23 protein-coding genes are annotated in these 24,518 nt (G+C 40.0%); 16 read left to right on the plus strand and 7 right to left on the minus strand.

Annotated features, from left to right (window positions below; genetic code table 11):
• Positions 1-31: 31 nt before the first annotated feature.
• From tamA to M997_RS02950, 3 genes are read left to right on the plus strand one after another with little or no spacing between them, the layout of a single operon-like run.
• Positions 32-1,774, plus strand: a complete 1,743-nt coding sequence (gene tamA / locus M997_RS02940) for an autotransporter assembly complex protein TamA (RefSeq protein WP_064718610.1) — start codon at positions 32-34, stop codon at positions 1,772-1,774.
• A complete protein-coding gene (tamB, locus tag M997_RS02945; RefSeq protein WP_064718611.1) occupies positions 1,771-5,595 on the plus strand; it encodes an autotransporter assembly complex protein TamB in 3,825 nt (1,274 codons plus the stop codon). The genes tamA and tamB overlap by 4 nt, the downstream gene beginning before the upstream one ends.
• A gap of 4 nt (positions 5,596-5,599) precedes the next feature.
• The gene (locus M997_RS02950) at positions 5,600-5,947 is read left to right on the plus strand and encodes a gamma-glutamylcyclotransferase family protein (protein WP_064718612.1); all 348 of its coding nucleotides are present in this window, start codon (positions 5,600-5,602) and stop codon (positions 5,945-5,947) included.
• Between the two features lie 354 nt (positions 5,948-6,301).
• Here M997_RS02950 and ppa read toward each other — a convergent pair whose 3' ends face one another.
• Both ppa and fbp read right to left on the minus strand, forming a co-directional pair.
• A complete protein-coding gene (gene ppa / locus M997_RS02955; RefSeq protein WP_064718613.1) occupies positions 6,302-6,829 on the minus strand; it encodes an inorganic diphosphatase in 528 nt (175 codons plus the stop codon).
• Positions 6,830-7,028: 199 nt separating this feature from the next.
• The gene (gene fbp, locus M997_RS02960) at positions 7,029-8,036 is read right to left on the minus strand and encodes a class 1 fructose-bisphosphatase (protein ID WP_064718614.1); all 1,008 of its coding nucleotides are present in this window, start codon (positions 8,034-8,036) and stop codon (positions 7,029-7,031) included.
• Between the two features lie 164 nt (positions 8,037-8,200).
• On the opposite strand from fbp, the gene mpl reads away from it, so the two are divergent.
• Positions 8,201-9,580: a UDP-N-acetylmuramate:L-alanyl-gamma-D-glutamyl-meso-diaminopimelate ligase gene (gene mpl / locus M997_RS02965; RefSeq protein ID WP_064718615.1), complete on the plus strand. Its 1,380-nt coding sequence runs from the start codon at positions 8,201-8,203 to the stop codon at positions 9,578-9,580.
• A 71-nt stretch (positions 9,581-9,651) separates the two neighbouring features.
• Here the strand turns inward: mpl and argR are convergent, their stop codons facing one another.
• On the minus strand, positions 9,652-10,122 hold the full coding sequence (argR, locus tag M997_RS02970; RefSeq protein WP_064718616.1) for a transcriptional regulator ArgR: 471 nt from the start codon (positions 10,120-10,122) through the stop codon (positions 9,652-9,654).
• A 448-nt stretch (positions 10,123-10,570) separates the two neighbouring features.
• Here argR and mdh point away from each other — a divergent pair, with 448 nt between their 5' ends.
• A complete protein-coding gene (gene mdh, locus M997_RS02975; protein ID WP_064718617.1) occupies positions 10,571-11,509 on the plus strand; it encodes a malate dehydrogenase in 939 nt (312 codons plus the stop codon).
• A gap of 101 nt (positions 11,510-11,610) precedes the next feature.
• Here mdh and M997_RS02980 read toward each other — a convergent pair whose 3' ends face one another.
• Positions 11,611-11,877 carry a helix-turn-helix domain-containing protein gene (locus tag M997_RS02980; RefSeq protein ID WP_064718618.1) on the minus strand — a complete coding sequence of 89 codons (267 nt, stop codon included), beginning with the start codon at positions 11,875-11,877 and terminating at the stop codon, positions 11,611-11,613.
• Positions 11,878-12,063: 186 nt separating this feature from the next.
• Between M997_RS02980 and M997_RS02985 the strand changes: the two genes are divergently transcribed.
• A complete protein-coding gene (locus M997_RS02985; RefSeq protein WP_064718619.1) occupies positions 12,064-12,414 on the plus strand; it encodes a DNA-binding protein in 351 nt (116 codons plus the stop codon).
• Between the two features lie 77 nt (positions 12,415-12,491).
• The gene (locus tag M997_RS02990) at positions 12,492-12,908 is read left to right on the plus strand and encodes a DNA-binding protein (RefSeq protein WP_064718620.1); all 417 of its coding nucleotides are present in this window, start codon (positions 12,492-12,494) and stop codon (positions 12,906-12,908) included.
• 47 nt (positions 12,909-12,955) lie between these two features.
• On the opposite strand, the gene ispB is transcribed toward M997_RS02990, so the two are convergent.
• Positions 12,956-13,927: an octaprenyl diphosphate synthase gene (ispB, locus tag M997_RS02995; RefSeq protein ID WP_064718621.1), complete on the minus strand. Its 972-nt coding sequence runs from the start codon at positions 13,925-13,927 to the stop codon at positions 12,956-12,958.
• A gap of 262 nt (positions 13,928-14,189) precedes the next feature.
• Between ispB and rplU the strand changes: the two genes are divergently transcribed.
• The 3 genes from rplU to cgtA all read left to right on the plus strand — a co-directional run bounded on the left by rplU (position 14,190) and on the right by cgtA (position 16,079).
• Entirely contained in the window at positions 14,190-14,498 is a 309-nt protein-coding gene (gene rplU / locus M997_RS03000) for a 50S ribosomal protein L21 (RefSeq protein ID WP_064718622.1), read from the plus strand.
• A 19-nt stretch (positions 14,499-14,517) separates the two neighbouring features.
• Entirely contained in the window at positions 14,518-14,775 is a 258-nt protein-coding gene (gene rpmA, locus M997_RS03005; protein ID WP_064718623.1) for a 50S ribosomal protein L27, read from the plus strand.
• A 131-nt stretch (positions 14,776-14,906) separates the two neighbouring features.
• A complete protein-coding gene (cgtA, locus tag M997_RS03010; RefSeq protein WP_064718624.1) occupies positions 14,907-16,079 on the plus strand; it encodes an Obg family GTPase CgtA in 1,173 nt (390 codons plus the stop codon).
• Between the two features lie 129 nt (positions 16,080-16,208).
• On the opposite strand, the gene dacB is transcribed toward cgtA, so the two are convergent.
• A complete protein-coding gene (gene dacB, locus M997_RS03015) occupies positions 16,209-17,651 on the minus strand; it encodes a serine-type D-Ala-D-Ala carboxypeptidase (protein ID WP_064718625.1) in 1,443 nt (480 codons plus the stop codon).
• A gap of 408 nt (positions 17,652-18,059) precedes the next feature.
• Here dacB and greA point away from each other — a divergent pair, with 408 nt between their 5' ends.
• Entirely contained in the window at positions 18,060-18,536 is a 477-nt protein-coding gene (gene greA / locus M997_RS03020) for a transcription elongation factor GreA (RefSeq protein WP_064718626.1), read from the plus strand.
• A 122-nt stretch (positions 18,537-18,658) separates the two neighbouring features.
• Here the strand turns inward: greA and yhbY are convergent, their stop codons facing one another.
• Positions 18,659-18,952, minus strand: a complete 294-nt coding sequence (yhbY, locus tag M997_RS03025) for a ribosome assembly RNA-binding protein YhbY (RefSeq protein WP_064718751.1) — start codon at positions 18,950-18,952, stop codon at positions 18,659-18,661.
• A gap of 145 nt (positions 18,953-19,097) precedes the next feature.
• Here yhbY and rlmE point away from each other — a divergent pair, with 145 nt between their 5' ends.
• The 5 genes from rlmE to secG all read left to right on the plus strand — a co-directional run bounded on the left by rlmE (position 19,098) and on the right by secG (position 24,477).
• The gene (gene rlmE / locus M997_RS03030; RefSeq protein ID WP_064718627.1) at positions 19,098-19,727 is read left to right on the plus strand and encodes a 23S rRNA (uridine(2552)-2'-O)-methyltransferase RlmE; all 630 of its coding nucleotides are present in this window, start codon (positions 19,098-19,100) and stop codon (positions 19,725-19,727) included.
• A gap of 47 nt (positions 19,728-19,774) precedes the next feature.
• The gene (gene ftsH / locus M997_RS03035; protein ID WP_064718628.1) at positions 19,775-21,709 is read left to right on the plus strand and encodes an ATP-dependent zinc metalloprotease FtsH; all 1,935 of its coding nucleotides are present in this window, start codon (positions 19,775-19,777) and stop codon (positions 21,707-21,709) included.
• Between the two features lie 80 nt (positions 21,710-21,789).
• Positions 21,790-22,632, plus strand: a complete 843-nt coding sequence (gene folP, locus M997_RS03040) for a dihydropteroate synthase (RefSeq protein ID WP_064718629.1) — start codon at positions 21,790-21,792, stop codon at positions 22,630-22,632.
• Entirely contained in the window at positions 22,629-23,966 is a 1,338-nt protein-coding gene (glmM, locus tag M997_RS03045) for a phosphoglucosamine mutase (RefSeq protein WP_064718630.1), read from the plus strand. The genes folP and glmM overlap by 4 nt, the downstream gene beginning before the upstream one ends.
• Before the next feature lie 166 nt (positions 23,967-24,132).
• Positions 24,133-24,477 (plus strand): preprotein translocase subunit SecG, encoded by a 345-nt coding sequence (gene secG, locus M997_RS03050; RefSeq protein ID WP_064718631.1) that lies wholly within the window; start codon positions 24,133-24,135, stop codon positions 24,475-24,477.
• The last annotated feature ends 41 nt before the right edge of the window (positions 24,478-24,518 follow it).

A 24,518-nucleotide genomic window follows, 5' to 3' on the forward strand; every position in this document is an offset into this window, starting at 1 on the left:
CAAATCGACTAAATACTATTGAGGAGAAAGCGTGCCGAGATACTCCGTTATCTACGTTCTCTGTCTGTCTTTCGCTGCACCTGTTGCCTATGGGGCAAATTTGCGTTTAAAAGTGGAAGGTTTAGAAGGGCAACTCGAAAAGAATGCACGAGTGCAGCTATCAAACATAACAACAGAAGAAGTTGCACCAGATGGGCGTTTTCGTGCGCGTGTTGAAAAAGCAATTCAAGAAGGGCTTCGGCCTTTAGGTTACTATCAGCCTACTATCACTTTTGATTACCAAGAAAATACACCTCCTGCACGCTCGGTGTTAACAGCGAAGGTTAATCCAGGGATCCCTGTTTTACTAAAAGGTGTTGATATTGTACTTGAAGGTGGTGCAAAAACAGACGAGCAATACGCTAAAGTTATTAAAGAAAATACACCACCTTTAGATAGTGTGTTAAATCACGGTGATTATGAAAAGCTAAAAGGCTCATTGACGGGACTTGCTATTCGTCGTGGTTATTTCGATGCAGAAATGGAAAAAAGCCAATTAGGTGTCTCTTTAGGTCAACATGCCTCTTATTGGGATTTCGTTTTTAATAGCGGTGAACGTTATCGTTTTGGCACAGTGAACTATACCGGATCTCAAATACGAGAAGACTACTTACAAAATATCGTCCCTTTTAAAGAAGGTGATTATTACTCTTCTGAAGAATTAGCTGAGTTCAATCGACGCTTAGCTGCAACTGGCTGGTTTAATTCTGCAATGGTAACGCCAGATATCGCTAAAGCACGGAGCGAAGGTTCATACCTTTTACCCATGAATGCCACAGTCACACCACGTTCTCGAAACTATGTTGAACTTGGTGGTGGTTTTGCAACTGATGTTGGTCCTCGACTTAATATGCAGTGGGATAAACCGTGGATGAATTCTCGCGGCCATAGTCTGACATCCAATATTAGCCTGTCTCAACCTGAGCAATCTATTGGTGCAAATTATAAGATCCCACTTAAAGTAAACCCATTAGAACAATATTATGGTGTTCAAGGTGGTTTTAAACGTACTGATTTGAACGATACTCGTTCTGATACCACAACGCTGAATGTTTCTCGTAACTGGGATATGTCTACAGGATGGCAATACAGCATTAATACGCGTTGGAGCCTGAGCCACTTTACTCAAGGTGACGTTACTAATACCACCATGCTGTTATATCCAGGCGTTAATGCCAGTCGGGTTCGTCAACGAGGTGGTATGATGCCATATTGGGGGGATAGCCAACGTTATTCGCTTGATTACTCAAATAAAATTTGGGGTTCTGATGTTGAATTCGCTGCATTTCAAGCACAACAAGTTTGGATCCGCACACCGTGGGAAGGACATCGTTTTGTAGTCCGAGGTCACTTCGGTTGGATTGAAACCAATGCTTTTGAGCGAGTTCCTCCTGAATTACGTTTCTTCGCCGGGGGGGATAGAAGCGTTCGTGGCTTTAAATATCAAAGTATTTCACCTGAAGATGGTAAAGGTAATTTAACGGGTGCATCAAGAATGTTAGTCGGCTCAGTGGAATATCAATATAACGTTACTGGAAACTGGTGGAGTGCGGTATTTATTGATAGTGGTGAAGCTGTTAATGATTTCACACGAAGCGATTTTAAAACAGGTGCGGGTGCGGGTGTTCGCTGGGCATCGCCTGTTGGTCCAATTAAATTTGATTTAGCATTACCTGTTAGTGATGTGGATAAACGTAGACTCCAGTTTTATATCGGATTAGGGGCAGAGTTATGATGAAGTGGTTGAAATGGATTGCGCTTACACTCCTTATCATTATTCTGCTTACTTTCGGCGCTATAGCGTGGATTTTAGGCACACAGTCAGGCTTACACTTTGCAATTAACAGCGCAGCTCGTTGGGTTCCAGGTTTAGAAATTCAAGATGTTAATGGTGGTTGGAAAGATCTGCACTTAACGGGTGTTGAATACCAAATGCCGGGCATTAACGTTAATGTCGGCGAATTATCACTTGGGTTACGTTTAGCGTGTCTAACTGATAAACAGGTTTGTATTGATAATTTAGGCACAAAAGATGTTGTGGTGAATGTCGATACCAGTGCATTTCCTCCTTCTGAAGAAACGCCGCCATCAGAACCTTTAACGGAGCTTAATGCACCCCTACCGATTTTCTTAAATTCACTTTCATTAGAAAATACCCACGTTAAAATTGACGATATGGCGATATCGTTGAGCGATTTTAAAACCGCAGCTCAGTGGGAAGGGCGCCAAGTTACCTTAAAATCTACCCTTATTGACAATTTGCTGGTGGCGTTACCTAAAACGCCAGAAGAAGGCAGTATAGAGGCGGTAGCACAAGAGGTAAAACAGGTAGCAACCGCTGAACCTAAAGCTGAACCAACGACACAAGAAGAGAAAGAAAAAGCCTTAGCAGACACGATTAAAGAGATTTTCGCAAAACCATTACTCGCTGAATTACCTGAAATTATTATCCCTGTTGATGTGAAAATTGAAGGTATTGAAGGAAAACAACTTCAAGTTACAGGTGATACACCGGTTACTATTAATCAGTTGGTTCTGCAAGCTGAGACTCAAGACAAACACATATCTCTTACTCAATTTACGGTTGATGCTCCAGAGGGTGAAATCACTTTATCTGGTGGTATTACATTGGATAAGCAGTGGCCTGTTAATCTTGATATTAATGGTGCTATTCGTGATGTGGCTGGACTTGAAGATTTTAAAGATCAGAAAATCACCTTATCTTTACAAGGTGCTATTCTAGACGAATTAAAACTGGCTCTTTCATTAACGGGCGTAGTGACGGCAACGCTTGATGCTCAAGCTGAATTAGCCAAGCCTCATTTACCATTAAAACTTACCCTTGAAAGTGAAAAGGTACGCTGGCCATTAACAGGTGATGTGCAATATCAACTTGATGGCACAAGGCTACGTCTTAATGGTCAGACAGATAATTACGATCTTTCATTACGTTCGGATATTCAAGGACAAGATATACCGCCAGCCAAATTAACACTGGATGCGAAAGGTAATGAAGAGAAAATAGAGTTAACACGCCTACGTTTAGCTGCCTTGCAAGGCCATGCCGATATCACCGGGGTTGCGGATTGGAGCAAAGCCATTAGCTGGAATGCGTTATTAACCATTTCAGGAATTAATACAGTAAAACAATACCCAGATATTCCCGCTAAGCTCGATGGTCGTATAGCAACAACTGGAAGCCTGTATGGTGGAAGTTGGCAACTACGAGTTCCTGAAATTACCTTAGATGGCAGTGTTAAAAATAACATAATTAAAGCTCGAGGTAATGCTTATGGTAATGACTCTGGTCAGTGGAATATCCCCCAATTAAAACTTATTTTAGGTAAAAATAACCTCGATATTGAAGGGCATTTAGGGGATAAATGGGCGTTAGACGCTAATATCAACGCACCCGGTTTAAATGGCTTAGTTCCGGGTTTAGCGGGTGTTATCAAAGGTAAAGTGAATATTCGTGGTGATATTAATACACCTAAAATTATTGCTGACATAAATGCACAAGGCATTCAATGGCAAGACCAAGTTAGCGTTGAATCAGTCACAATAAAAGGTGATGTCACCTCTGATAAAGAGATTGGTGGCAAACTTGCTATTACAGCTCGCCAGCTAAGACAGGCTGATTTAATTATAAGAAATTTAGCTTTAAACGCATCAGGTACTGAAAAACAGCATAAATTAACGCTAAAAGTAGAAGGTGAACCCGTTTCTGGTGGGCTGACACTGGCAGGTTCATTTGATAAAGAAAAACAGCAATGGAAAGGAACTTTAAACAACACGGCATTTGATACACCCGTAGGTGAATGGCGTTTAAATAAAGCAATGGCTCTTAACTTGTTAGCTGAAAAACAAGAAGTCACCATTGGTTCTCATTGCTGGGTTAATCCAAATGCACAGTTGTGTGTACCTAAAGCGATTACTGTTGGCGAAAGTGGCTCTGCTGCAATCACGCTAACACGCTTTGATTTAGCCATGATAAAACCCTTCTTACCGCCAGAAACATCACTTAAAGGTGTGTTTACGGGAGATGCAACGGCAACGTGGAATTCTAAAGGTGGGTTACCTAAAGCCTCTGTCAATCTTAAAGGGCAAGGTGTTGCATTAAAGCAAAATCTAGAAGGGACTATTTTACCAATAGATTTTGATGCAATCACACTTAATGCTGACATTAATAATGGTAAAGCATCACTCCAGTGGCTTATTAGTATTGTGGGCAATGGTGATTTTAAAGGGAATGTGCATGTCTCAGACCTTGAACATAAACGCCAGTTATCCGGTAATGTAGATATTGATAACTTAACTTTAGACTTAATTAAGCCTTTCTTAGGTAAAGGTGAAATTGCACAAGGAAGTATTGGTGCTCAATTACGTTTAGGTGGTAGTGCACAATCACCATTATTATTTGGCCAATTTGGCATCAATCAATTGAAAGTAGCTGGGCACTGGATCCCGTTTGATATCACTAAAGGAAATGTTGATATCAGCTTTAATGGTGCAACCTCTGATTTAGGCGGTAGAATTGAAACACCTGAAGGTTACTTAAACCTTACTGGTAATGCTGACTGGCGTAAATTAGATGAATGGCGAGCGGTTGTTGCTGCTAATGGCAATAAATTACGAGTATCGCTACCACCTATGGTACGTATTGATGTGAATCCTGATTTAGTTTTTGAAGCAGGTCCACATTTACTTAAACTAGACGGTCGTATTGATATCCCTTGGGCTAGAATTGTTGTTCAAGACCTACCTGAATCTGCAGTATCGGCTTCTTCAGACGAAGTCATGCTAAATGATGATTTACAACCTATTGCACCCAAAGAAACATCGATTCCAATTCAAAGCAATTTAGCGATTAATATTGGTGATGATGTGACATTGGACGCATTTGGACTTAAAGCTAGATTGACAGGTATACTTAAAGTCGATCAAAGTAAACAAGGGCTTGGTTTGAATGGCCAAATTGATATTCCTAAAGGGGAATTCAAAGCTTATGGACAAGATTTACAAGTACGTAAGGGGCAAATCTTATTCTCTGGGCCTGTTGATCAGCCTTACTTAAATATTGAAGCTATTCGTAATCCTGAGAATACCGCAAATAATGTTATTGCTGGAGTTCGAGTAACAGGGCTTGCTGATAAACCCAAGGTTGAAATTTTCTCTGAACCTGCATTTACTCAACAAGAGGCATTATCTTACTTGTTAAGAGGTGAAGGATTAGATAAAAGTGGTGATGCAGATTCAGCACAAATGACAGCAATGCTGATAGGATTAGGTGTTGGTCAAAGTGGTCAACTTGTCGGGCGCATTGGTGAAACCTTTGGTGTTTCAGATTTAGCGCTGGATACACAAGGTGTGGGTGACAACTCACAAGTTGTGGTCAGTGGTAGGATAACCAATGATCTACAAGTGAAATATGGTGTGGGTATCTTTGATTCGCTAGCGACGTTAACTCTACGTTATCGCTTGATGCCTAGGTTGTATTTACAAGCCGTGTCTGGTATGAATCAGGCAATAGATCTGCTTTATCAATTTGAGTTTTAATTATATGCGAATTATTGTTTATGGTAGTTTACGGCAAAATCAAGGTAACCATCACTGGATGACCTATGCACAACTATTAGGTGAGCATAAATTAGTTGGGTATAAACTCTATGATTTGGGGTTTTACCCTGCGGTTGTTGAAGGTGATGGCGAAATAGAATGTGAAGTCTATCGAATAACACCTTCTATATTGACAGAACTTGATGAATTGAAAAAGAATGATCAAGATTACAAGCGACAACTGATTTCGACACCTTATGGCAGTGCTTGGATCTATCTTTATCAAAAGTCTGTTGATGGTTTGCGCGAGATAAAATGCGGTGATTGGCTAAAACGTCACGAAGAAGAGTAAAAGGTTATTTACTCCTTACTGCAAGTTATATAAAACGGCTCGATAGTGATATCGGGCCTTTTTTACGCATAAAGCTATATAAAAACATTTACTTATTTATTCTCTAGATTTATTTTTTATTATTAATAATAAGCCGGTTTTACCTATTTATAGAGATAGATATTATTACTGCTTTGCTTATTTTTATTATTTTATTCATGAGAGATAGAAAGAAAAAGAAGATAAAACAGTAGATTAAAATTTATAGGCTGGATTATTAATATAAGCCCTTCAATAAAGATAAAGGGCTTATATTTTTAAGATGAATTATTTGTTTATAAACAACTTACCTTATGAACTCTGATTAACTCAGAATTATTTTTTAGCGCGTTCGAAAGAAGACAGAATTTCAGCTTTAGCTGCTTCTACGCCTTCCCAACCGTCAACTTTCACCCATTTACCAGATTCTAAATCTTTGTAGTGTTCAAAGAAGTGTTTGATCTGTGCTTTTAACAGTTCTGGCAAGTCTGTCACATCTTTAATGTGATCATATTCTTTGCTTAGTTTAGTATGAGGAACAGCAACCAGTTTCGCATCTTCACCTGATTCGTCAGTCATTTTCAGTACGCCAACGGGACGGCAACGAATAACTGAACCAGGTTGTAATGGGTATGGAGTTGGAACCAGAACGTCTACTGGGTCACCATCTAAAGATAAGGTGTTATTGATGTAACCGTAGTTGCATGGGTAGAACATTGCTGTTGACATAAAACGGTCAACGAACAGAGCGCCACTTTCTTTGTCAACTTCGTATTTAATTGGATCAGCATTTGCTGGGATTTCAATAACAACATAGATATCTTCTGGCAGTTCTTTACCAGCAGGAACATGATTCAGGCTCATAAAAAATTTCCTATTAAAAAATTAATTTTACGTGGCCTGTAGTATAGCGAAAAGTTTTTAACAATACCCGTTTTTTGCCGAAGCTGTTGTGTTCTGATGTAAAAATAAGCAGTACATAAATAGAAGGGCGATTTTAAAAGATGAAAAAACCGGACGAGTCGCAAGCCCGGTTTATCTATATTGATGTTAGATCAATGAATTATTCTTCGTCTGGATATTGCGCCATAAAGCTTTCTGCTTGTTCGACCATCGATTTGGTACCAACAAAGAAAGGCATACGCTGATGAAGTTCTTTAGGCTCAATATCAAGAATACGATCTTTACCGTTACTTGCTTTACCGCCAGCTTGTTCCGCTAAAAATGCCATTGGATTGCACTCATACAGTAAACGTAATTTACCTGTTGGATGGCTTGCTGTACTTGGGTAAATATAAATACCACCTTTTAATAAATTACGGTGGAAATCGGCAACTAAAGAACCAATGTAACGAGTCGTGTAAGGGCGGTTAGTTGCAGTATCTTGTTCTTGGCAATACTTAATATATTTTTTAACCCCTAATGGGAATTTAATATAGTTGCCTTCGTTGATTGAGTACATGTTTCCTGTTGGTGGAAAATGTACGCTTTCATGAGATAAACAGAAAACACCCAAAGAGGGATCGTAAGTAAAGGCATGAACACCACAACCTGTTGTATAAACTAACATGGTTGATGAACCATAAACGACATAACCTGCAGCCACTTGACGATTACCTGGTTGTAAAAAGTCATCAAGAGTGACAGATTGCCCAACAGGGGTAATTCTGTGATAAATAGAGAAAATTGTACCGACGGAAACGTTTACATCAATATTCGAAGAACCGTCTAAAGGATCCATTAGCACAACATACTTAGCGTTCTCTGCACGGTCACCTTCAAAGATAACAATATCATCTTCTTCTTCTGAACCGATACCAGCAACTTCTCCTCGAGCCTTAAGCGCCGCTTTTAGCTTCTCATTGGCGTAAAGATCCAGTTTCATCTGGGCTTCGCCCTGAACATTAGAAACACCATTGGTACCAAGGATATCGACTAACCCTGCTTTGTTAATATCACGATGAATAATTTTTGCCCCTAACTTAATTGCCGAAAGCAGTGCTGTTAATTCGCCAGTAGCATGGGGAAAATCTTGTTGTTTCTCGACGATAAATTCGCCTAATGTTTTCATGACGCAGGTCCTGAATGTGAGTGGGTAAAGTAAAAAAGGAGAAAAATCCCCTTGGTGGTGGCAAGTTTAGCCAAAGAATCGGATGATTCAAAGGTTAATCCGTTCCTAATCTGCTTTTTGATGGTTAGAATAGTGACCAACTTCATGCTATTGGACAGAAATTCATGCACATTCATATTCTTGGTATTTGCGGCACCTTTATGGGAAGCCTTGCTATCCTTGCTAGAGCTCAGGGATATAAAGTTACAGGCTCGGATGCTAACGTTTATCCACCAATGAGCACATTGCTGGAAAACCAAGGCATAGAACTTATTGAGGGGTATGATCCAAAACAATTAGAACCTGCTCCTGATATGGTGATTATTGGCAATGCAATGACACGGGGCAACCCTTGTGTTGAAGCTGTGCTTGAAAAAGGATTACCTTACACTTCAGGCCCTCAGTGGTTACACGATTATATTTTACCAGAACGCTGGGTTTTAGCGGTTGCAGGTACTCATGGTAAAACAACAACAGCAGGTATGTTGGCTTGGGTTTTAGAAGATTGTGGTTATAAGCCAGGCTTTTTAATTGGTGGTGTGCCCGGAAACTTTCAGGTGTCCGCGCAATTAGGAGAAAGTCCTTTCTTCGTTATTGAAGCAGATGAATACGACAGTGCGTTTTTTGATAAGCGTTCTAAATTCGTTCACTACTCGCCACGCACATTAATCCTTAATAATTTAGAGTTTGATCACGCGGATATTTTTGAAGATCTTGCTGCTATCCAAAAACAGTTCCATCACTTAGTTCGCATCGTGCCAGCAAGTGGCAAAATTATCATGCCTGATAATGATATGAATCTAAAACATACTATTGGCATGGGATGTTGGAGTGAGCAAGAATATACAGGCGAAACGGGTAATTGGCAGGCCAAAAAACTCAATAATGACAGTAGTCATTTTGAGGTTTATCACAAAGGTGAGTGTGTTGGTGAAGTTTGCTGGGGGCTTTCTGGTGAACATAATATGCAAAATGGCTTGATGGCTATTGTGGCTGCTCATCATGTAGGCGTATTACCCGCAGACGCTTGTGAAGCGCTTAATAAATTTGTTAATGCGCGACGTCGTTTAGAGTTACGCGGTGAAGTCAACAATATCAGTGTATATGACGATTTTGCGCATCATCCAACTGCAATTTTAGCAACACTTGAAGCGTTACGCAGCAAAGTTGGCGGAACAGCGAGGATTATTGCAGTATTAGAACCACGTTCAAATACGATGAAGATGGGGATTAGTAAAGACGATATCGCACCGGCATTAGGTCGCGCGGATGAAGTATTTTTATTTCAGCCACCGAATATCCAATGGTTAGTGAGCGAAATTGCGGAACGCTGTGTACAGCCAGCTCGCTGGAGTACAGATTTAGATACGTTAGTTGATATGATAGTGAAAGAAGCGCAACCCGGAGATCATATATTGGTGATGAGTAATGGTGGTTTTGGCGGGATACACGAAAAATTATTAACAGAACTCGCTAAACCTAAGCAGACTGAAAATCAGTACTAGAATAAAAAAAAGCCACTGAAAAAATAATACAATTTCAGTGGCTTATCATTTTTAACTTCGTTAGTGTAGGATTATAATTCCTGATCAAACAGGTTTAAAATTGCATCACGAAGTTCTTCAGTAGAGAAACCCGGTGCGGGGGTTGAAAAAATAGTATCATCACCCGCAATACTCCCAAGTATTCCTTCGGCTTTTCCTAATGAATCTAATAGGCGAGCAATAAGCTGTGCGGCGCCTGGGCTGGTTCTTATCACCACAACAGAATGGTTATGGTCAATATCTAGCACCAAGTTTTTGAGTGGGCTACTTGCGGTAGGAACGCCCATTTCTGTAGGAAGACAATAAACCATTTCCATTTTGGCATTGCGAGTTCTTACTGCCCCAAATTTTGTTAGCATACGAGAAATTTTAGATTGGTTGATATTATCAAAACCAGCTTCTTGTAATGCTGTCACGATCTCGCCTTGTGAACTGAATTTTTCTTCTTTCAGTAGGGCTTTAAACGCTTTAACCAAGTCTTCTTGCTTAGAAGGAACGCGCATAGTTCACCTTTAGTGAGTTATCAATAACTCCTGCATTATGCAGAGGAGTGAATTTTTATGCAACATAACATCGCGTTAGAAAGATGATTTATCTCTAAATATTTTCACAATGTGATGCCTTACAAAAGAGTTTTATTTATTTGGGCTGAATGCGATAATTCAGATGAGGTAAAACATTTGTTAACCAAATGATAATCTTAAATGATTTGAGTAAGTAGAGTGGTACACTTAACACTTTACTATATTTATTGGAATTATTTATCAAAAGAGTGCCCGCTATCTCATTAACAGATAAGCAATTTGTTTAAAATAACCGAAGTATTATTTTTTAATGTAAATGCCTTATTATGCAATATTGCTGTTAAATAATTGTTTTTTTTCAAGGCGGATTGCGTAATAGTGAATACATCAAAGGCGTTCCACTATCTCGTAACTAAGGAGTATCAGAATGAAAGTAGCAGTTCTCGGTGCAGCAGGTGGTATTGGTCAGGCACTGGCACTTCTTCTTAAAAATCAGCTTCCAGCTGGTAGTGAACTCTCTTTATATGATATCGCTCCGGTCACACCGGGTGTTGCAGCAGACTTAAGTCATATCCCGACTCAAGTCACTGTAAAAGGTTTTGCGGGCGAAGATCCTTCACCGGCTCTAAAGGGCGCAGATGTTGTGCTGATTTCTGCTGGTGTTGCTCGTAAGCCTGGTATGGATCGTTCAGATCTATTCAATGTGAATGCGGGAATTGTGCGTAATCTGATTGAGAAAGTTGCACAAAATTGTCCTAAGGCATTAATCGGTATCATTACTAATCCTGTCAATACTACTGTCGCTATTGCTGCTGAAGTTCTCAAAAAAGCAGGTGTTTACGATAAACGACGCCTGTTTGGTATCACCACTCTTGATATTATTCGTGCAAATACCTTTGTTGCTGAGCTAAAAGGTAAAGATCCTCAGAAAACCAATGTTCCTGTTATTGGCGGACACTCTGGTGTTACTATCCTTCCTCTGTTGTCACAAGTTGCTGATGTCTCATTGACCAATGATGAAATTGCAGCATTAACACATCGTATCCAAAATGCAGGAACCGAAGTTGTAGAGGCTAAAGCTGGTGGCGGATCCGCGACATTATCAATGGGACAAGCAGCAGCACGTTTTGGTCTTTCATTAATTCGTGCATTAAATGGCGAAAAAAATGTTATTGAATGTACTTACACTGAAGGTGATGGGGAATATGCCCGTTTCTTTGCTCAACCTATTCTTTTAGGTAAAAATGGTGTAGAAGAATATTTATCTATTGGTAAATTAAGCGATTTTGAAAAACAAGCTCTTAATGGCATGTTGGATGTATTGAAAAAAGATATAATCCTCGGCGAAGAATTTATTAATAAATAAGAAATACTTTTTTTGCTATAAAAATAATGCAAAATTAAATAAAAACCGCTGGTACTATATCAGCGGTTTTTTTTATTAATTATAATGTATGTAATTATTAGTTAATTATTAGTTTTGTCACGAATCTTTCGTTCAAGTAATTCTCCCGTTTCAGGATGGAAATAACGGCTTGGCCAAATTTCGGAAGGTTCTATACCTAAATAATCAGCAATAATTTTTTCACCTTTTGGCCAAGGTCGTGACAGAGCATTAGCCAGTGTTGATGAGCTTAGCCCAGCTTGGCGAGAGATGGCTGCAAGTGTTGTTCCTCTTTTTCTGAGTGCGGCAATAATATCGGCAGGATGCCAATCAGATTTCCTTGAAATCATTTTTAATCCTTTTTCTATAAAATTGAATGCTGTGTTAGTGGTATAAATAACAGTTTATTAGAAATGCCTAAAAGCATTTAAACTGATTATTTAGAAAATAAAATAACATTATTTTTCTAAAAAGATTTCTGATTTTTTTCTTAATAATTTCTTTTTTGAAGTTGATAACAATTTTAGAGAAACGTAATGAAAAAAGAGTGGTATACGGCAATGGAATTGACGGGTATAGGTGGATTACCTAAATCGCCACAGGGTGTTAATGCGAAAGCAAAACGTGAGTCTTGGTTGAAACAAAAGAAAGTGAATAATAAACAAGGTAGTGGAGTTGAATATCATTATTCTTGTTTCCCAGAAAAAACTTTAATTGCTTTGGAACTTTATGAACCATTAGCACATTACAAACTAAATAAAGAGGAGCCACTCGTTATCTGGGTGAAAGCATTCCAACAACTAAATGATGGTGAACAAAAAACATTAACAGAGCTGATATTGCGAGATGGTATTAGGAGTTTTTTAGAAAAAGTCGTCAATGATTGAGCGATTTTAAAGAATGATTATTGCGTTATCCGCAACAGATATCTGACTAACCTCTTAGTTGAATGTGAGATGAGATCATGAAAAAAGAATGGTATACAGCAAAAGAATTAGTGGGGCTTGCGGGATTACCCAATTCACCGCAAGGGGTTAACTTGATGGCTCGCCGTGAAGGATGGGAAAATCGTCGCAAACGTGGGGTGCAGGGTAAAGCCGTCGAATACTCGATAAAAAGCCTACCTGATGAGGTTATTGGTGTCTTAGCAGCTCATGAACCTCCTGCAGAATATTTATCTAAGCGACAGGATGCTTTTCTTATTTGGGTTGAAGCCTATTACCAGTTAACAAAATCTGAGCGTGAGAAAATTGTAAAGTTTGTTTTACGCGAAGGGCTGTCAAAATTGATTAGTTATATCGATGCCGATAATCAAGACGCGATAGAACGTGAAAATGAAGAAGTGCTGCGAAAATTAAAAAGTCCTCCAGAATCGACATAGTCGCTCTGGAGGGCTTCTAAGTAATGCTTAATACTCTTTCATTACGATTAAGATTGGCGTTGTACAGCAACGTGTGCAAGCCCAATTAGCGCATCTTTATAAGATGAGTCAGGAATAATAGATAAGGCCTCAATGGCTTTGTCAGCTTCTTCTTCTGCTTTTTGGCGGGTATATTCCAAAGAGCCACACTGTTTCATGGTAGCTAAAACAGTATCGAGCAGATGACGACCATTGCCTTGTTCAATTGCTTGGCGAATGAGTAGAGATTCTTCTTCATTGCCATTATGCATTGCATGTAACAGTGGTAATGTTGGTTTCCCTTCATCAAGATCATCACCCGTATTTTTACCTAACTGACTATTATCTGCATCATAATCAAGCAGATCGTCAATGAGCTGAAAAGCGGTACCAAGATAACGACCATAATCTTGGAATGCTTTTTCTTGCTCAGGCGTTGCGCCCGAAAGTATAGCCGATGCATGAGATGCGGCTTCAAATAAACGGGCTGTTTTACTGTAGATAACCTGCATATAGTCTTCTTCAGTAATATCAGGATCGTTACAATTCATTAATTGTAAAACTTCACCTTCAGCAATCACGTTTGTTGCGCTAGACATTAATCTTAATACACGCATTGAATCGAGATCCGTCATCATCTGAAAGGATCGTGTATAGATAAAATCACCGACTAATACGCTGGCAGCGTTACCAAATACCGCATTTGCCGTTTGTTTTCCTCGACGCATATCTGATTCATCAACAACATCGTCATGTAATAATGTTGCGGTGTGAATGAACTCGATAAGTGCAGCAACCGAGATATGTTTGTCCCCTTGATAACCTAAAGCTCTGCCAGTAAGTACTGCGATCATTGGGCGGATCCTTTTTCCTCCACCGCTAATGATGTAGTAGCCGAGCTGGTTTATCAGAGAAACATCTGAATTCAGTTGGTAAAGAATTGCCTCATTTACCGCCGTCATATCAGTGGATGTCAGTTTTATAATAGATTCTAAATTCATGTTTTTTCGACTTTGGCTCGCCAATGAGCGCGTTATTATTAATAAAAAATTATCATGCCACAGATTTTACTCTCTTATAATTTAGATTGTACTTTAAAAATTGCTGAAATAAATATCGTGTAAAAAACTCTTTTTTTTAACGGTAGTTTGCGATCTGTACTTGTCATCGACATTAAAGTTGCGTAGAATTCGCGCCCTATGTGAATATTTTAATTGTGCGCTCAGATTATCATATTGAGAGTGCACGGAAAGCGGAGTTTATATGTACGCGGTTTTCCAAAGTGGTGGTAAACAACACCGAGTCAGCGAAGGTCAAACTATTCGTTTAGAGAAGCTCGAAGTAGCAACTGGCGAAACTATTGAGTTTGACACCGTTATGATGGTCGCTGATGGCGACAACATTCAAATTGGCGCTCCTATCATTGCGGGCGTTAAAGTTAAAGCGGAAGTGGTTGCTCACGGTCGCGGCGAGAAAGTTAAGATTGTTAAGTTCCGTCGTCGTAAACACAGCCGTAAACAACAGGGCCACCGTCAGTGGTTTACTGATGTTAAAATCACTGGTATCGCTTAAGGTTTAGGAGAGTAGTTCAATGGCACATAAAAAGGCTGGCGGCTCGACTCGTAACGGTCGTGATTCCGAAGCAAAACGTCTAGGTGTAAAACGTTTCGGTGGTGAAGCTGTATTAGCAGGTAGCATCATCGTTCGTCAACGTGGTACTAAATTCCATGCAGGTACTAACGTTGGTTGTGGTCGTGACCACACACTGTTTGCATTAGCTGACGGAAAAGTTAAATTCGAAATTAAAGGTCCAAACAACCGTAAATTTATCAGCATCGACGCTGAATAATTACCGGTCCTTTAAATACCGAGTTAAAAGCCCTGCACAGTCTGTTGCGGGGCTTTTTATATTTAAAAAAGGCCATCTCTGGGTAATTTCGGCCATCCAGCACGTTAATGGCTATCATACGGAGTAAAATCATGAAATTTGTTGATGAGGCCAAGATCCTAATCGTCGCTGGCGATGGTGGTAATGGCTGTGTAAGCTTTCGTCGCGAAAAATATATCCCTAATGGAGGACCTGACGGTGGTGATGGTGGTGATGGTGGTGATGTCTACATGATTGCGGACGAAAACCTCAATACCCTTATCGATTACCGTTTTACTAAATCTTATCGTGCTGAACGAGGCGAAAACGGCCATAGCCGTGATTGTACTGGTAAGCGTGGTCAAGATATTACCATTAGCGTACCCGTCGGAACTCGAGTTCGTGATCTGGCAACTAATGAGATCATTGCCGACTTAACGGTTCATGGTCAAAAGCAAATGGTCGCTAAAGGCGGTTTCCATGGCTTAGGTAATACACGTTTTAAATCATCAGTTAACCGAGCGCCACGTCAGCGCACAATGGGAACACCTGGTGAAGAACGTGAAGTACTGCTCGAGCTTATGTTATTAGCGGATGTTGGCATGTTAGGCATGCCAAATGCGGGTAAATCAACCTTTATTCGCGCTGTTTCAGCAGCAAAACCAAAAGTCGCTGATTATCCATTTACCACATTAGTACCTAGCTTAGGTGTTGTGCGTATGGACAATCATCAGAGCTTTGTAGTTGCAGACATTCCAGGTCTTATTGAAGGTGCTGCTGATGGTGCTGGCCTTGGGATCCAATTTTTAAAACACTTAGAACGTTGCCGAGTGTTATTGCATTTGATTGATATTGATCCTATTGATGGTTCAGATCCTGTCGAAAATGCCAGAATTATCATTTCTGAATTAGAAAAATACAGTGAAAAATTAGCCCAAAAACCACGTTGGTTAGTTTTCAACAAAGTTGATCTTCTTGATCCTGAAGAAGCAAAAGAGAAAGCACAAGCTATCGTTGAAGCGCTAGGTTGGGAAGGCGATTACTATATGATCGCAGCGATCAACCAAGAGGGTGTGAAAAAACTTTGCTGGAATATCATGGAATTCCTCAATGTAACACCACGAGAGCAAGATGTGGTTGCTACTGTTGAGAGCAGCGATAAAGTTGATTTTATGTGGGATGATTACCATAAAGAACAGCTTGAAAATCCTGATTTTGAAGAAGATGACGAAGATGATTGGGATGAAGAAGATGACGAAGGTATCGAGTTTATTTATAAACGCTAATTTGTCGTTTCTTTAAATAGTAAATTAAAAGAAAATGCCTGATTTATCAGGCATTTTTTATGATTAATTATTATTGCTAACTTATTTTTCTCATAAATTAACTATTATTAGTATTTATTGAATCATCAATTATTTATTGTTGTACATATCTTTATACAAATTTGTTTCAAAACGAACTAAATAGGCTCGACCAGCATTACGATTTTGTGTTGGAGGGGAGTAAGCAGAAACATATTGTACAAAAGCCACTTTTTGTCCATTAGCTGTCGTCATAAATCCAGCAAGATTATAAACACCTTTTAAAGAGCCCGTTTTAGCTGATACTTTGCCATCAACACCTGCCTCATGAAATCCTCCACGATATTGCAGCGTACCGTCGTGACCCGATAGTGGCAGCATAGTAATAAAATTGAGTTCGCTCTCATGTTCCCCAATATATTGAAGTACTTGCATCATGGTCGCAGGCGCGATGAGGTTATGGCGAGAAAGGCCTGAGCCATCAACCATTATGGTATTACTTAAATCAATACCTGCCTTTTGTTTTAAAATAGCCCGAGTTGCATCTGCACCTGAGCGCCAAGTGCCTGCTACACCATAATATTCACGACCTATTGTTCTAAAAACGGTATCTGCAATCATATTGTCAGACTCTTTTAGCATGGTGGTGAGCAATTTATGCAGTGGTTTAGATTGTGTTTGAGCAAGAATGGTAACGGGGGCTTTAGTTTGGGAACGGCGTTTTACATAGCCATCAAGCTCAATATTAGCTCTTTGTAGTTCTTCTTTTAAAATTGTTCCGGCCCAATGAGCGCCATCTTGAATTGAAAACATAAGAGGGATTGCATCATCTCGTTTTGGAATACAACCTGTAATAACATAGGTATTTAAGTCACGAACAGTGACATCTAATTCACAAAAACGGGTGCGAGTTGAACCTTTCTCATAGGTTTCAACTTCACTTAATACGGTAACGGGATAAAAAGACGCTTTGCGAACAGTTGCAATATCACCATCTTTAGTGCCGCTTTGCAATAAAACGGAGAAGCAATTTTTATCAACAATGGCAGCTCCTGGCGGCGCACTAAAACATTGTGTCATATCGTTCCAAACCCAACCAGGGGCTTGGTCATGGCTAGAAAATGCAGAAGTATCAATAAGCAAATTGCCATTAATTTTTGTGACACCTGACTGTTTTAAAACAGCCACCATACCTCTAAGTTGCTGGCGAGTTAAGGTTGGGTCACCACTGAAACGAAAGATTAAATCACCATTCAGTGTCTCTTTATTGATTTTGCCTTCGGTTTCCATTGTTGTTGTAAATTGATAATCCCCACCCAACTGTAATAAGGCTGCCAATGCGGTTACCACTTTTTGTGTACTGGCTGGAAGTGCTAATTGATTTGCATGGTAAGTGAGATTAGGCGATGGAGCGCCAACTGTTTGCGTTATCAAGCCAACTTGTGTTCCGTCAGGAAGATATTCTATGTAGTTTTCTACAGGAATAGCCTGTGTTGAAAAGCTAACGATACTTAAAGTGCAAAGTATTCGTCGTAAATTAGGGAATAAGCGCATAATTTCTCTATCCATGACTATAGCGTGATAACGTTACAGTGTTGATTGCCAAGTAGGTAATACTAAAGGGCAATGAGGGCAAAAGTAAACGTTGATAAGTGTGATTATGTCATTATCAGAAAATGTCTAGTTATCTATTTATAAATATAGATAAGGCGTGAAGCTATTCGAGTCTTGTGTTAGATTTAGTTTAAATGTGAGAGGTTAATTTCACTTCTCAATAGCACGAATTAGTTGCCAAATAGGTCGCTAATTCACTGAATTTATGTAGAGACGGGCCCAATTTCAGGTTGCCTGTGTCTTTTTTTGTCTTGAGAAGAGGAAATTTATCTTTTTCTCTGTGTTGTTAGTATAAAAAATCAGGATGATACCTATTTTTTATTAGGAATAGTATTGAGGTATTAACACATGAATCAGATCCCTATGACAGTTCTCGGTGCAGAAAGATTACGCGAAGAACTGGAATTTTTAAAAAGTGTTCGACGTCCCGAAATTATTGCTGCTATTGCAGAAGCACGCGAGCATGGCGACTTAAAAGAGAACGCTGAATATCACGCTGCCCGAGAACAACAGGGTTTTTGTGAAGGTCGCATACAAGAAATCGAAGCTAAGTTATCGAATGCTCAGGTTATTGATGTGACAAAAGTGACTAATAATGGCCGTGTAATTTTCGGATCAACAGTGACGTTGCTAAATGTTGATACTGAAGAAGAGCAAACTTATCGCATCGTTGGTGATGATGAGGCCAACATCAAAGAAAATTTAATCTCAGTAAACTCACCGATAGCTCGGGGACTTATTGGTAAAGAATTAGATGATGTGGTTGTTATTAACACTCCAGGTGGTCAAGTTGAGTATGAAGTTTTAGATGTAAAATATATTTAATTTGTAATTTTACGTTTCTATAGAAAACTCAGCTGTTATCCTGTGGTAATATAAAAAAAGGCCTTAAAAGGCCTTTTTTGCCATAGAGTTAGTAATGGCATTTTTATATAAAGGTATAAGTTTTATTTCGGTAGAATAATCTTGCGCTCTTGTGAAGGGCGATAAAGAACTAATATTTTTCCGATAACTTGTACATTCTGTGCACCGCTTTCGCGTACAATCGCTGCAACGATCAAGTTTTTAACATCTCGATCTTCGCCTGCGATTTTGACTTTGATAAGCTCATGGTGTGCCAGAGCGAGTTCAATTTCTGCAAGAACGCCTTCAGTTAACCCGTTGTTACCAATCATAACGACTGGATTCAGGTGATGAGCGAGCCCTTTCAGGTGTTGAATTTGTTTTTTGTTAAGAGTCATCATTAATTTTTGCTTTGTTGGGATTGAAAACTCACTATTCTAACGCCATCTCTCACTTATCACCATAAAATGTCGTTATGACGAGGTTAAATGAGTGAGATAGTAAAAATTTTGATAGCTAAGTGTATGATAGTTGGAAAACGCAATGGCCAATAAAAAACGTTCGGCAAGCTCTAGCCGCTGGTTACAAGAACATTTTAGTGATAAATATGTTCAACAAGCAAAGAAAAAAGGGTTTCGCTCTCGCGCTTGGTTTAAACTGGATGAAATTCAGCAAAGTGACAACATTTTTAAACCGGGTATGACCGTTGTCGATTTAGGAGCCGCTCCTGGTGGGTGGTCTCAATACGTTGTACAGCAGTTAGGGAACAAAGGTCGAATCATCGCATGTGACCTTTTACCTATGGATCCCATCGTTGGAGTCGATTTCCTTCAAGGCGATTTTCGTGATGAACTTGTATTGAAGGCGTTGCTTGATAGAGTAGGTGACAACAAAGTCCAGGTTGTCATGTCTGACATGGCTCCAAACATGAGCGGAACACCCGCGGTCGATATTCCTCGATCCATGTATTTAGTAGAGTTAGCGCTTGATATGTGTCGTGATGTGCTGGCTCCCGGGGGAAGTTTTATTGTCAAAGTGTTTCAGGGAGAAGGCTTTGATGAATACCTGGGGCAAATACGCTCCCTGTTTACGAAGGTAAAAGTTCGTAAACCTGACGCTTCGCGGTCTCGTTCTCGTGAGGTATATATTGTAGCCACAGGGCGTAAACTTTAGTACCCTAAAGCTATTTGTTAACACAGTTGTAATATGAGGTTAATCCCTTGAGTGACATGGCGAAAAACCTGATCCTCTGGTTAGTCATTGCAGTCGTTTTGATGTCATTATTCCAGAGCTTCGGACCCAGCGATTCGAATAGTCGTAAGGTGGATTACTCTACCTTTATCAATGAGTTAACTAATAACCAATTACGCGAGGTCAGCATAAGTGGTTATGATATTAATGTAACTAAAACAGATAACTCAAAGTACAGCACGTATATGCCTATGCGTGATGACAACCTGCTGACCACTTTAATGAACCGTAATGTAAAAGTAACGGGTGAACCACTAGAAGGTCAAAGTCTACTGACTCAGATTTTTGTTTCTTGGTTCCCAATGCTATTACTGATTGGTCTTTGGATCTTCTTTATGCGCCAAATGCAAGGTGGTGGCGGTAAAGGTGCGATGTCTTTCGGTAAAAGTAAAGCTCGTATGCTAACGGAAGACCAAATCAAAACAACGTTTGCAGATGTTGCAGGTTGTGATGAAGCCAAAGAAGAAGTGAGCGAATTAGTTGAATATCTACGTGAACCGGGTCGATTCCAAAAATTAGGGGGTAAAATTCCTAAAGGTATCTTAATGGTAGGACCTCCTGGTACAGGTAAAACATTATTAGCAAAAGCGATAGCAGGTGAAGCTAAAGTTCCATTCTTCACTATATCTGGTTCTGATTTTGTTGAAATGTTTGTGGGTGTGGGTGCTTCGCGTGTTCGTGATATGTTTGAACAAGCGAAAAAAGCTGCACCTTGTATCATTTTTATTGATGAAATTGATGCTGTAGGTCGCCAACGTGGTGCAGGTTTAGGTGGTGGTCACGATGAACGTGAGCAAACACTAAACCAAATGCTGGTTGAAATGGATGGTTTTGAAGGTAATGAAGGTATTATCGTTATTGCGGCAACTAACCGCCCTGACGTTTTAGACCCAGCATTGCTGCGTCCAGGTCGTTTCGACCGCCAAGTTGTTGTTGGCTTACCCGATGTTCGTGGTCGTGAACAAATTCTGAAAGTCCACATGCGTCGTGTACCTTTGTCACCAGATGTTGATCCAGCGATTTTAGCGCGTGGTACTCCTGGTTTCTCTGGTGCTGATTTAGCTAACTTAGTTAATGAAGCTGCACTGTTTGCTGCCCGTGGTAATAAACGTGTTGTTTCTATGGTTGAGTTCGAGAAAGCTAAAGACAAGATCATGATGGGTGCAGAGCGTCGTTCAATGGTAATGACCGAAGAACAAAAAGCATCAACGGCTTATCATGAAGCTGGTCACGCAATTATTGGTCGTTTAGTCCCTGAACATGACCCTGTGCATAAAGTAACGATTATTCCTCGTGGGCGTGCATTAGGTGTGACATTCTTCTTACCAGAAGGTGACCAAATCAGCGCAAGCCGCCAGAAGTTAGAAAGTCAGATTTCAACTTTATATGGTGGTCGTTTAGCTGAAGAAATTATCTATGGTTCAGAACATGTTTCTACAGGCGCATCTAACGATATTAAAGTAGCGACAAACATTGCGCGTAACATGGTGACACAGTGGGGCTTCTCTGAAAAATTAGGGCCATTACTGTACGCGGAAGAAGAAGGTGAAGTCTTCTTAGGTCGCTCAGTCGCTAAAGCACAACATATGTCTGATGATACGGCACGTACAATTGATGAAGAGATTAAAGCAATTGTAGACCGTAACTATGTTCGTGCTCGCCAGATCCTGATGGACAATATCGATATTCTGCATTCAATGAAAGATGCGTTGATGGTTTATGAAACTATCGATGCACCACAAATTGATGACTTAATGAATCGTCGTGAAGTACGTCCACCTGCTGGCTGGGATGGTAATGGCAACAGTGGTTCTAACACCACAACAGCACAACCAGAACAATCGCATGTTGCGAATGAACCTAAATCGGATGGTGACACACCGTCTGATAACAATACTCACTAATCCTATTTAGGCGATAAATGAGTAAGCTGTAAAATACAAACCCCAGGCTTCTGGGGTTTTTTTATAAAGGTATCAACATAATGAAATTAATTGCCAATGATAGAGAGCTTTGTTTAGCAACACCTCAAGTTATGGGAATTTTAAATGTAACCCCAGACTCTTTTTCTGATGGGGGTACTCATAACTCACTTAATGATGCACTCAATCATGCGGCAAAAATGATTGCACAAGGCGCGACGATTATTGATATTGGTGGCGAATCAACAAGACCTGGTGCAAGTGATGTGAGCATTGAAGAAGAGCTACATCGAGTGGTTCCTGTTGTTGAAGCAATAAGACAACGTTTCGATGTTTGGATTTCTGTTGATACTTCAAAAGCGCAAGTTATTACCGAATCAGCAAAAGTGGGTGCAGCTATCATTAATGATATTCGCTCATTGCAAGAACCTGGTGCATTGGAAGCTGCTGCTAAAACGGGATTACCCGTTTGCATCATGCATATGCAAGGTGACCCTAAAACAATGCAACAAGCGCCACATTATAAGAATGTGGTGATGGATGTTAGTCGTTTTCTTGAAGAAAATATCCAACGTTGTATTGATGCTGGGATTGAAAAAAATCAAATTATTCTTGATCCAGGATTCGGCTTTGGTAAAAATTTAGCGCATAATTATCAGTTATTAGCACACTTAAGTGAATTTCATCACTTTGGTTTACCCATACTCGCTGGAATGTCACGCAAATCTATGGTTGGACAACTATTAAATGTTCCACCACAAGAGCGTGTTGCTGGTAGTGTTGCTTGCGCTGTTATTGCGGCAATGCAAGGCGCACAGATTATTCGTGTACACGATGTTAAAGAGACCGTTGATGCGATGAAAGTCGTGCAAGCGACTCTTTCTGCAAAGGAAAATAATGAATGAGCGAACGTAAATACTTTGGAACAGATGGTATCCGTGGAAAAGTAGGAGATAGCCCAATTACTCCTGATTTTGTTTTAAAATTAGGCTGGGCTGCGGGTAAAGTATTAGCTCGTCATGGCTCTCGTAAAATCATTATCGGTAAAGATACACGTATTTCGGGTTATATGTTGGAGTCTGCATTAGAAGCAGGTCTGGCTGCAGCGGGATTATCTGCATCATTTACAGGGCCAATGCCAACACCTGCTGTAGCTTATCTTACACGGACTTTCCGTGCTGAAGCGGGTATCGTGATTTCAGCTTCTCATAATCCTTATTATGATAATGGGATTAAATTCTTCTCTATCGATGGTACAAAACTTCCTGACGAAGTAGAAGAAGCCATTGAAGCTGAAATGGAAAAACCAATTACTTGTGTAGAGTCCGCTGAATTAGGTAGAGCCAATCGTATTGTTGATGCGGCGGGGCGTTATATTGAATTCTGTAAAGGAACGTTTCCAAGCGAAAATAACCTTAATGGATTAAAAGTTGTTGTTGATTGTGCTCATGGTGCTACATACCACATCGCGCCGAATGTTTTTCGTGAGCTAGGTGCTGAAGTCATTACTATTGGATGTGATCCAACAGGTATTAATATTAATGATGAATGTGGTGCAACAGATGTTCGTATGCTGCAAAAAAGAGTAGTGGAAGAAGGTGCTGATGTTGGTTTAGCTTTCGACGGTGATGGTGACCGAATTATTATGGTAGACCATCGAGGATTGAAGGTGGATGGCGACCAAATTCTCTATATTATTGCAAGAGAAGCGTTACGTCAGGGGCAATTACGCGGTGGCGCAGTGGGCACACTGATGAGTAATATGGGATTAGAGATAGCACTGAAACAATTGGGTATCCCTTTTGTTCGAGCTAAAGTAGGTGACCGATATGTTCTTGAAAAACTGCAAGAAAAAGGTTGGCGTTTAGGTGCTGAAAACTCGGGTCATATTATTTTACTTGATAAAACGACAACGGGTGATGGTATTGTTGCTGGGTTACAAGTGCTTAGTGCAATGGTACGTAATCATATGAGCCTGCATGATTTATGCAGCGGTATGAAATTATTACCTCAAATATTGGTTAATGTTCGCTTTACGGGTAGTCATGATCCACTACAAACCCCTGAAGTTCAAAGTGTCGCTAAGGCAGTTGAAGAAGAGCTTGCAGGTAAAGGTCGTGTTCTATTACGTAAATCGGGCACTGAACCATTAATTCGTGTGATGGTTGAAGGCGAAAATGAAGAGCAAGTCACAGCGATGGCAAACCGTATTGCTGATGCAGTAAAACACGTTGGCTAATTGCTGTTTTTTTCTTCAATCAATCACTTTATAGAAAAATAACCTTGCTTGTCAGTTCAGCTTTGGTTAGTATTCACACCCGCTTAGTAAGGTCGTTTAGCTAGAGCGGGTGAAGCAATCGAAGGTTATCGCCGAGGCGATAAGTTCCATAGAATAGGTAACGCAAATGTATACAGCACTCATTGTTATTCTTATCATTGCAGCAACAGGGCTGGTTGGCCTGATCCTGTTACAGCAGGGTAAAGGTGCTGATATGGGCGCTTCTTTTGGTGCAGGTGCTTCCGGTACAGTATTTGGTTCAAGCGGCTCAGCTAATTTCATGACCCGTATGACCGCTGTTTTAGCAACAGTGTTTATTGTACTTTGCCTGATTTTAGGTAATTTAAGTGCCAATAAAACTGTACGCGAAGACAGTAAGTGGATGTCTATCGAGCAGACTGCAGAAGAAGAAAAGAAAGCTGAACAATCAGCCCAGCCTGTAGCGCCAGCAAAAACAGATATTCCGCAGTAATCTAAGTAAAGTTTAAAGTGAGATTGTTAGGTTTTGAGTTA

This window comes from Proteus hauseri ATCC 700826, from assembly GCF_001654965.1.
Taxonomy (GTDB): domain Bacteria; phylum Pseudomonadota; class Gammaproteobacteria; order Enterobacterales; family Enterobacteriaceae; genus Proteus; species Proteus hauseri.